Annotated in this window: 8 protein-coding genes and 1 pseudogene; 8 read left to right on the top strand and 1 reads right to left on the bottom strand. The window is 74.1% G+C overall.

What is annotated here, in order from left to right; all coding sequences use genetic code 11:
• From AAHZ94_RS23340 to AAHZ94_RS23305, 8 genes and pseudogenes are all read left to right on the top strand, one after another.
• Positions 1 to 657, top strand: a pseudogene (locus AAHZ94_RS23340) (hypothetical protein); the annotation flags it as partial.
• Between the two features lie 303 nt (positions 658 to 960).
• Positions 961 to 1,392: a phage tail protein gene (locus tag AAHZ94_RS23335; RefSeq protein ID WP_349994946.1), complete on the top strand. Its 432-nt coding sequence runs from the start codon at positions 961 to 963 to the stop codon at positions 1,390 to 1,392.
• A gap of 44 nt (positions 1,393 to 1,436) precedes the next feature.
• Positions 1,437 to 2,369 carry a CIS tube protein gene (locus AAHZ94_RS23330; protein ID WP_349994945.1) on the top strand — a complete coding sequence of 311 codons (933 nt, stop codon included), beginning with the start codon at positions 1,437 to 1,439 and terminating at the stop codon, positions 2,367 to 2,369.
• Positions 2,363 to 4,279, top strand: a complete 1,917-nt coding sequence (locus tag AAHZ94_RS23325; RefSeq protein WP_349994944.1) for a VgrG-related protein — start codon at positions 2,363 to 2,365, stop codon at positions 4,277 to 4,279. Before AAHZ94_RS23330 ends, AAHZ94_RS23325 begins: the two co-directional genes overlap by 7 nt.
• A 271-nt stretch (positions 4,280 to 4,550) precedes the next feature.
• Positions 4,551 to 4,826 (top strand): PAAR domain-containing protein, encoded by a 276-nt coding sequence (locus AAHZ94_RS23320; RefSeq protein WP_349994943.1) that lies wholly within the window; start codon positions 4,551 to 4,553, stop codon positions 4,824 to 4,826.
• Between the two features lie 2 nt (positions 4,827 to 4,828).
• Positions 4,829 to 5,236, top strand: coding sequence for a GPW/gp25 family protein (locus AAHZ94_RS23315; RefSeq protein WP_349994942.1), 408 nt, complete (start codon positions 4,829 to 4,831; stop codon positions 5,234 to 5,236).
• A complete protein-coding gene (locus AAHZ94_RS23310) occupies positions 5,233 to 7,218 on the top strand; it encodes a putative baseplate assembly protein (protein WP_349994941.1) in 1,986 nt (661 codons plus the stop codon). Before AAHZ94_RS23315 ends, AAHZ94_RS23310 begins: the two co-directional genes overlap by 4 nt.
• Position 7,219: 1 nt before the next feature.
• Positions 7,220 to 7,804 (top strand): phage tail protein, encoded by a 585-nt coding sequence (locus AAHZ94_RS23305; RefSeq protein WP_349994940.1) that lies wholly within the window; start codon positions 7,220 to 7,222, stop codon positions 7,802 to 7,804.
• A gap of 31 nt (positions 7,805 to 7,835) precedes the next feature.
• On the opposite strand, the gene AAHZ94_RS23300 is transcribed toward AAHZ94_RS23305, so the two are convergent.
• On the bottom strand, positions 7,836 to 8,246 hold the full coding sequence (locus AAHZ94_RS23300) for a DUF2000 family protein (protein ID WP_349994939.1): 411 nt from the start codon (positions 8,244 to 8,246) through the stop codon (positions 7,836 to 7,838).
• Positions 8,247 to 8,471 lie beyond the last annotated feature (225 nt).

Genomic DNA, 8,471 nt, shown 5'->3' with positions numbered 1-8,471 from the left:
CCGCGCCGGGGGGCGCGGGGGGGGGGGCCCGGGGGGGGCCCGGGGGCGCCGGGGGCCGGCGGGGGGGGGGGGGGGGGGGGGGGGGGGCCCCCCACGACCGGCTCGGGCCCGTCAGCCGCACCCTCGCAACGCGCCACCCTGCAACGGGCCGCCGCAGCGCCCCGGCACTCTGCTCCCCGGCACGCCGCGCCCGGGCCGGCCGGGTCCGCCCGGGGTGCGACGGCCGGGCCGCTGGTCGATGCCGGCGCGGTGGCGGTCGCGGCGGGGGTGGCGCAGCGGATGGCCGACGGTTCGGTGGTCTTCCAGCGGCCGGCGGCCACACTCCCGATGGCGGTCCAACGGGCGGCCGGTACGGATGAAGCGCCGCCCCCGGAGCCGCCCGGTACGCCGTCAGATCCACCGCCCGACCCGGCGGACGGCCCCGAACCCGCCGACGATCTCGTGCCGGAGAGTGATCCGGCAGCAGGCGGGGAACTGCCGGCGGGGGCGGATCAGGGGGACGGACAGCCGGCGGACGGCGGACGGGCGGCGGACGGTCCTGCCGTCACCGATGCCCTGGTACGGGCGCTGTTCGCGCCACTCAGCCGGCTACTCAAGGCGGAGCTCAGGTTGGAGCGCGAACGGGCCGGCCATCTGATCGAGACCAGGTACCGATGACGGGACACCACGGGGTACGGCACCGGTGGGCGGCTGCCCCGTACCCGTCGGACCGCCGTCTGCCTCCCACCACCCACGGGCTGCCACCAACCGCCGGCAGCCGAAACAGCAGACGGGCCAGCACGCAGACGCACAGACAGGCAGACAGGCAGACAGGCAGACAGGCAGACAGGGTCACAGAGACAGCAAGCAGGGCCAGCAGCCAAGCCCCCCATGCACAAGCCACACACAGACAACTCGCACGCACAAGCAACCCCCACACACCAGCAACACCCATGACCAAGCAGGGAAGGGAGGTACGGCGTGAGTGTGACCGATGACCCGGCGGTGACCGTGTGTTTCGTCGTCACCATCGACGGCATCGAGCTGGGCTCCTTCAACACGTGTGAGGGGCTGGGCTGTGAGGTGGTGCTCGAACAGCGCGAGGAGGGTGGCAACAACGGTCACCTGTGGCAGCTCCCCACCCGGCTGAAGTACCCGAACATCAAGCTGTCCCGGCCGCTGACCCGGGAGACGGAGCAGGTGGCCAGGTGGTTCGCGAGCATGACGAACGGGTTCAAGCGCAAGACAGCGCACATCGAGGCCAGGACGGGGGACGGGAAGAAGGTCGCCCAGTGGGGGTTGCTTGAGGTGGTTCCGGTGCGCTGGACCGGCCCCACGTTCAACCCCGAGTCACCCAAGGTGGCAATCGAGACGATCGAGATCGCCCACCACGGCTTCGTCATGGAGGGCTGAGCCGTGGTCGGGTGGCGCGGCCCGGTGCCGTGGAGGGGGAGGCGATGAGCGGCGCGGTGGCGTTCAGTGCGGCGGGCACCGGTGGCGCGGGCGGTGCCGGCGGTGCGCGGCCTAAGTTGGAACACGCCTACCTGGAGATGCGTACCCCGCCGCCCGGCGGCAGTCTCACCCCGGGCGGGCCGGCCGGGCGCATCGACTTCCAGTTCAACCCCAAGGAGCTGACGCTCACCAAGGCGGCGGCCTGGAAGCGCAGCCCGGCCAAGGGCGCCAAGAGCGCGGGGCCGCCCGAGTACCAGGGGCCGAAGCCGAGCAAGCTGACGGTGGAGATGTTCTTCGACGCCAGCGACACCCAGGACACCAGCGTGGTGACCTCGGTAGAGAAGCTGCTCGCCTGTTGCGTGCCGACCAGCGAGACCCGGCAGCAGCGGCGTTCGTCGCCGCCGTGGGTGGTCTTCCACTGGGGTGGGTTGACCGGCTTTCCCGGCTATCTGAGTCAGGTCCAGGTGAAGTACACCCTGTTCACCACCTCCGGGGTGCCGATCCGGGCCGTGTGCCAGGTGACGATGGAGGAGATCAGCGGGGAGACGCCGGGCCAGAACCCGACCTCGGGGGCGCTGCACGCGCGCCGGGTGCACCAGGTGCGCACCGGTGACACGCTGCCTGAGCTCGCCTGGCGCGAGTACGGGGACCCCACGATGTGGCGGGTGATCGCCGAGGCCAACGGCATCGACGATCCGATGCGGCTGGCCAACGGGCAGGAGTTGCTGTTGCCGGCGCCGGACGAGCTTGCCAGGTTGCACGCGCCCACGCAGGCGGGGCCTTCGGGTCCCGTCGGCCGTGCGGTGGCCGGTGGCCCGGCTTCCGGCCGGCCGGCGGGGCAGCTCGCGTCGGCGCCGCGCGCGGTGGCCGGGTGGGGCCCGTCCGCCGCCCCCGGTGTGGCGTCAGGACCCGCGGCGGCGGGGGCGGTCCCGTGGTGAGGCACAGCGTCGCCAAGACGCTGGTGGTCGAGGTCGCGGGCCGTCCGCTGCCCGCGGTGTGGGCGAACGCCCTGGTCGAGGGGTACGTCGATGACAGCCGTACGCTGCCCGACCTGTTCCTGTTGCGCTTCCGCGACCCGAGCCGGGTCTTCCTGGAACAGGCCGGCATCGAGATCGGCGCCCCGGTGCGGTTGCTCGCCGAGGCCGGTGAGGGTGGTTCGGGGCCGTTGCTCAGCGGGCACGTCACCGCCCTTGAGGTGGACATCGACGACACGGGGACGTTCACGGTGGTGCGCGGTCTCGACGAGTCGCACCGGCTGTTGCGGGGCCGGCGGGTGACCAGCTACCAGAACATGACGCTCGCCGACGTCGTCGCCCGGGTCGCGCAGCGCGCCGGGTTGCGCCCCGGCACAGTGGACGTGGCCGGGCCCGTACTGGAGCACGTGGCCCAACCCAACGTCAGCGACTGGGAGTTCCTGTGCACGCTGGCCGCCGCCGCGGGCGCGCAGGTGTGGGTGCGGGACGGGCAGCTCCACGTCACCAAGCCGACCGGGGCGGGTGGCGCGCCGGGCACCGCGGCCCGCGCCGACAGCAACCCGCTCGTCCTGGAGATGGGTGACAACCTGTTGCGCTGCCGGGCGGCCGTCTCGGCCGCCGAGCAGGTCTCCGCGGTTGAGGTGCGCGGCTGGGACGTACGGGCCAAGCAGCCGCTGGTCGGCCGGGCCGACGCAGGTACGGCCAGCACGCTGGCGCTCGGGCTGACCGCGGCGCAGGCGGCCGGCCCCTTCGGCGAGGCCACCTATGTGGCGACCGACGCCGGGTACGGCAGCCAGGCCGAGGTGGACCAGGCGGCCAAGGCGCTGGCGGAGCGGATCGCCGGTTCCTTCGCCGAGTTGGAGGCCGTCATCCGGGGCAACCCTGCCGTGCGGGCCGGCGGCGCCGTCACCCTGACCGGCGTCGGCAAGCCCTTCGACGGCCGGTACACGGTCACCTCGTCGCGGCACGTCTTCGACGCGGTGCGCGGGTACGAGACGTGGCTGACGGTCTCCGGGCAGCAGGAGCGTTCGCTGTACGGGCTGGCCGGTGGCCCGGCGGACGGTCAGGGCGGTGGCGGGCACCGGGCCGGCCTGGTGAACGCGACGGTGACCGACACCAAGGACCCGGAGGGCCTGGGCCGGGTCAAGGTGCGTTTCCCGTGGCTGTCGGACGAGTACGCGAGCGACTGGGCGCGCACCGCCCAGGCCAGTGGCATCGGCGGCGGCGAACCGTTCATCCCCGAGGTGGGTGACGAGGTGTTGGTCGGTTTCGAGCAGGCCAGGATGGACCGGCCGTACGTGCTCGCCGCGCTCTACAACGGGCAGGACAAGCCGAGCGGCGGCGGGCCTGTGGGCGGCGTGGGTGGGGGCGGTGCCGGAGCAGGCGGGGCGGCCGGTGGTGGGGCTGGCGGGGGGGCCGTCGATCCCACCAGTGGCGCGGTGACCAAGCGGTCCTTCGGCTCCAAGGGTGGCAACAAGCTGGAACTGCTCGATGCGGCGAACGGCCCGCAGGGCCTGCGGCTGGTCACCGGCGACGGCAAGCTCAGCATCAACCTGGACCGCAAGGGCACCACCATCGTGCTGCACAGCGACGGCACCGTGGAGATCGAGGCCGGCCAGCAGGTGTCCATCAAGGCGGGCAGCGGCGTCTCGCTCGACGCGGGTCAGGGCGCGCTCGAACTCGCCGGCGACGCGGTGCGGCTGACCGCCCGCAGCGGGGTGCAGGTGGACGGCGGCAACGGTCAGGTGAAGCTCGCCACGACAGGCTCCGTCGCCGTACAGGGCCAGCAGGTGGCGGTGCACGGCAGCAACCGCACGGAGGTCAAGGGTGGTTCGACGGTGTCCATCAACTCCCCGCTCATCCGCATCAATTGACCTCATGCCAACAGACTTCCGGGTGGACCGGACGGAGCGCCGAGCAGGGTATCGGACGGGGCAGGAGCAGCACGCGGTGTTGATGCAGCGGGCGCGGCACGGGACCCCGGGGAGCGGGCCGTACGAGTCCTGGCCGGGCCGCCCGGAGTTCCCCCGGCGGGAGCGCCCGAGGAACCGGCCGGGGCGCTCAAAGAACCGGCCGGGGCTCCCGAGGAACCAGTCGGAGTGCCGGCCGTCGCGCGCCGGCGGATCGCCGAGGGGGATCGCACCCATGCCAGCAGCCGCCCGGGTGGGCGACCCGACCGGACACCCCGGAGTGGTGGCCGGGCCGGGTGTGCCGACCGTGCTCATCGGCGGGCGCCCGGCCGCCACCGTCGGCACCCCGCACCAGTGCACGTCACCGGCCGCGCACCCGGCGTCGGTCCTGCTCGCGCCGGGCAGCGCCACGGTGCTGATCGGCGGCCGGCCGGCGGCCCGGGTGGGCGACGCGGCGGGCTGCGGCTCCCCGGTCGTCGCCGGCTGTCCCACCGTCCTGATCGGAGGCTGACCGTGGTCCAGCAGTTCATCGGCGCCGGCTGGGCCTTCCCGCCCCGTACCGACGCCACCGGCAGCATCGCCCTGGTCCGCGGCGGGCAGGAGATCGCGGAGTCCATCCGGCTGATCCTGTCCACCGCGCCGGGCGAACGTCCGATGCGCCCGGAGTTCGGCTGTGCGCTGGGGGACTACGTCTGCGCCCCGGCCGATGCCGGCACGGCCGGCCAACTCGCCTACGAGGTGCGGCTCGCCCTGGAGCGCTGGGAGCCGCGGATCGAGGTGGCCGATGTGGCGGTGCGCTTCGACGAGGCGGACGAGGGGGTGCTCTACATCGAGATCAGCTATGCGATACGGGGCGCCAACGACCCGCGCAACCTGGTCTTCCCGTTCTATGTGATCCCCCGGCACGAGGAGGGGCCGTGACGCTGCCCAGTCCGCATCTGGACGACCGGCGCTTCCAGGGGCTGGTGGACGAGGCCAAGCGGATGGTGCAGCAGCGCTGTCCCGAATGGACCGACCACAACGTCTCGGACCCCGGCGTCACCCTCATCGAGGCGTTCGCCACCATGGTCGACCAGCTCATCTACCGGCTCAACCGGGTGCCGGACAAGAACTACCTGGCCTTCCTCGACCTGATCGGCGTGCGCCTGTACCCGCCGACCGCGGCCCGTACCGACGTCACCTTCTGGCTGTCGGCCCCGCAGCCGGAACCGGTGCGGGTGCCGGCCGGTACCGAGGTGGCGACGGTGCGCACCGAGGCCGAGGAGGCGGTGGTCTTCACCACCGGCGCCGCCCTGTCGATCGTGCCGTGCTCGCTGGAGCGGCTGGCGACCTGGCCGGTGCGGGCGGAGGCGGCCGACACCACCGACGAGTTGGCGCTCGGCCGCGACGTGCCCTGCTTCGGCAGCACCCCGCGCCCCGGCGACTGCCTGTACGTCGGGCTCTCCCAGCCGGCCCCCTCCTGCGTGGTCGTGCTGCGCCTCGACTGCAAGGTGGAGGGCGTGGGGGTGGACCCGCTCCGCCCGCCGTTGCGCTGGGAGGCGTGGGACGGCAGCGCCTGGGTGGCCTGCGAGGTGGACAAGGACGACACCGGTGGCTTCAACAAGGCGGGCGAGGTCATCGTGCACCTGCCGGCCGGCCACCTGGCCTCGGTGGTGGCCGGGCACACCGCGGGGTGGATACGCTGCCGGCTGCTGCCGGCCGCGGCCGACCAACCCAGCTATGTGGCCTCACCCACGGTGCGTCAACTCACCGCGTTCACCATCGGCGGCACCGTGGAGGCCAGCCACGCCGAGACCGTCACCGACGAGGTCATCGGCGTCTGCGACGGGGTGCCGGGGCAGAGCTTCCAGGTGGCCAGGCCACCGGTGGTGCCGAGTGCGGAGCCGTTCGTCGTGGAGGTCGCCGAGGGCGCCGGCTGGGTGGAGTGGACCCGGGTCGACGACTTCGCCCACTCCACCGCGTACGACCGGCACCTCACCCTGGACCCCAATTCTGGGCGGGTGGACTTCGGGCCCGGGGTGCGCGAGAGCGACGGGACGCTGCGGCTGTTCGGCGCGGTGCCGCCGAAGGACAGTACGGTCCGGGTGCGCCGCTACCGCACCGGCGGTGGCCGGCGCGGCAACGTGGCCCGGCACGCGCTGCGCATCCTGCGCAGTTCGATGCCGTACGTGGCCCGCGTTGACAACCGCCGCCCTGCGCTCGGCGGTGTCGACGGGGAGAGCGTCGAGGAGGCGCGGGTGCGCGGGCCGCTGACGCTGGCCACCTTGCACCGGGCGGTGGTCCCGCACGACTACGAGCAACTGGCCAGGGAGGCGGCGCCGGACGTGGCCAGGGTGCACTGCGTCCCGGTGGGCGAGGTGGCGGGCGCCGGGGACGGCGGCGGGCCGCCGGGGGGCGCGGACGCCGGCGGGGTACGGCTGCTGGTGGTGCCGGCCGGCCGCGGCGACGAACGCGGGCGGGTCCGCTTCGAGGACCTGACGCCGGCGCCCGAGACGCTCGCGGCCATCGCCGGCCATCTGGACGAGCGGCGCCCGCTGGGCACCAGGCTGCACGTGGAGCCGCCCTACTACCAGGGGGTGACGGTGGTCGCCACGGTGCAGGCGCAGCGCGGTGCGGCCGGCGACCGGCTGCGCGAGGCGGGCCTGGCCGCGCTCTACGGCTACTTCAATCCGCTCTCGGGCGGACCCGAGGGCGAGGGTTGGCCGTTCGGGCGGCCGGTGCACGCGGGCGAGGTGTACGCGGTGTTGCAGCGGCTGCCCGGTGTGGAGTTGGTGGAGGACGTGCTGTTGTTCCCCGCCGACCCGGTCACCGGCGAGCGGGCCGAGCCCACCGGCAAGATCGTCCTCGATGAGCACGCGCTGGTGTTCAGCTTCGAACATCAACTGCGGGTCAGGGAGGTGTGAGGTGCGCGCCGCGATCCCCGGGCTGCCCACGCCCCACCCGTTGGCCGATCAGCTCCCCGCCGTCTATCTGGACCAGGACTTCCTGGTGCGCTTTCTCGGCGCGTTGGACGAGGTGCTTGCGCCGGTGCTGTTGACCCTCGACAACCTGCCGGCCCATCTGCATCCGCACACCGCCCCGGAGGACTTCGTGGACTGGCTCGCGGGGTGGGTGGCCGCCCGCACCGACCGGGAGCGCCCGGTGGAGCAGCGCCGTGCGGTGGTGGCCGGCGCGGTGGTGCGGCACCGCCGGCGCGGCACCCTGGCCGGGCTCGCGGCGGCGATCGAGGTGGAGACGGGGCACGAGCCCGAGATCACCGAGAGCGGCGGCACGACCTGGTCGCTCGCGCCCGGCGACCCGCTGCCCGGCTCGACGCCGCCGTGGGTACGCGTACGGCTGCGGGTGCCAGAACCGGAGCGCATCGACCGGACCCACCTGCTCCGGCTGGTCGCGGGGGGGGGGGGGGGGGGGGCCCCGGGGCCGCGGGGGGGGGCCGGGGGGGGGGGCGGGGGCGTGCGGCGGCGCCGGTGCTTCGATCGGTTGGGGTGATGATCGCCCGCCGTGGGCGCCCCGCGCCGGGTCAGCCGTGCAGGCGCAGGCCGCGCAGCACCTTGTCCACGTCCTTGCGCGGGCCGCGCAGCGCCAGCCCGGCCAGGTCCAGGTCGGCGGCCTCGACGGCGAGCACGGCGGCCCGGTTGTCGTCGTCGTTGTCAGTGCTGAACAACTCCACCGGGTACAGCGCGGTGGCCACCTCGCGGGAGAGGGCGCGGTGGTGGGTGCGGGTGAGGCCGGGGGCGTCGGCCGTGTAGACGAGGACGGGCTCGCGGAACATCGGCAGGTAGCCATTGCCCGAGCCGTCCTCGTACGGCTCGCCCACCACGTCGGAGGCGGCGTGTGCGACGCCGCTGGAGAGGAATGCGGTCACGTTGAGCTTCTGCCATCCGGCCAGGTCCTCCCGGACCACGACCGCGATCTTGGTGTCATAACGCATGGGAGCACCGTGCCGCGGCGTCCGCGCCGGGGTCTTGGACGCTGGTGCGCGCCGGCGCCCCGGTACGACGTCGCAGGCCAGGCGGGGCCGGCTCACCGCGCGGGCCCCCGCGGGGCCGCGGCACAATGACGTGGTGGAGGTAGCGAACGCGACGGCGCCACGCGTGGCCGGCCGGGCCCCCGCCCCGCCCCCCCCCCCCCCCCCCCCCCCCCCCCCGCGCCCCCC

This window comes from Streptomyces sp. HSW2009 (genome assembly GCF_040240285.1).
Classification (GTDB): Bacteria; Actinomycetota; Actinomycetes; order Streptomycetales; family Streptomycetaceae; genus Streptomyces.
Note: the sequence above shows the minus strand (reverse complement) of the source record. Positions and strands in the feature narration are given on the sequence as shown.